Source organism: Ochrobactrum sp. SFR4 (assembly GCF_019730395.1).
Taxonomy (GTDB): domain Bacteria; phylum Pseudomonadota; class Alphaproteobacteria; order Rhizobiales; family Rhizobiaceae; genus Pseudochrobactrum.
This window is the reverse complement of the sequence record NZ_JAAPBB010000171.1, coordinates 1-485: the sequence shown is the minus strand read 5'-3', so window position 1 is coordinate 485 and position 485 is coordinate 1. Positions and strand designations below refer to the sequence as shown.

At 46.4% G+C, this 485-nt stretch carries 1 protein-coding gene; it reads left to right on the top strand.

The annotated features are described in order from the left end of the window. Positions 1 to 302 precede the first annotated feature (302 nt). On the top strand, positions 303 to 485 hold a 183-nt coding region (locus HBA93_RS18415), incomplete at its 3' end, for a helix-turn-helix domain-containing protein (RefSeq protein ID WP_221724265.1).

The following is a 485-nucleotide window of genomic DNA, read 5'->3' as shown; positions in this document are numbered from 1 at the left end:
GTACGACTTGGATCCCTCTCCTGCCCGATGCAGGTGAACTGAGTATCAACTGCTGACAGAACAATTGCTACTGAGAAAGCTAAAGCCGAAGAGGTGGATATTCACCCGCCCCCATTCCTCGTTTGCAACCCCGACCAGCCTCTCGGAATGGGGGCTGAACGTCAGCACCTGTCGCATCTGTAATCTGCTGGGAATGTCGCAACTTTAACTTGCTAAAACATTAAGTATAACAGGGGTGGGTTCTAGTTTGAAGTGCGACTTGCAAATATTAACAATGAGTTATCCAATGCAAGGAACCCTTCATGTACCGCACCTATTCACATATTGACCTGGATGAACGTCGAAAAATAGCACGCTGGCGCACTGCAAAGCTTTCCGTTGACGTTATTGCTGAGAAGCTTGGAAGGCATCGCTCGACGATTTTTCGTGAACTTAAACGCAATCAGTTTAACGATGATGAGATTAAGGATTTAAACGGCTATTAC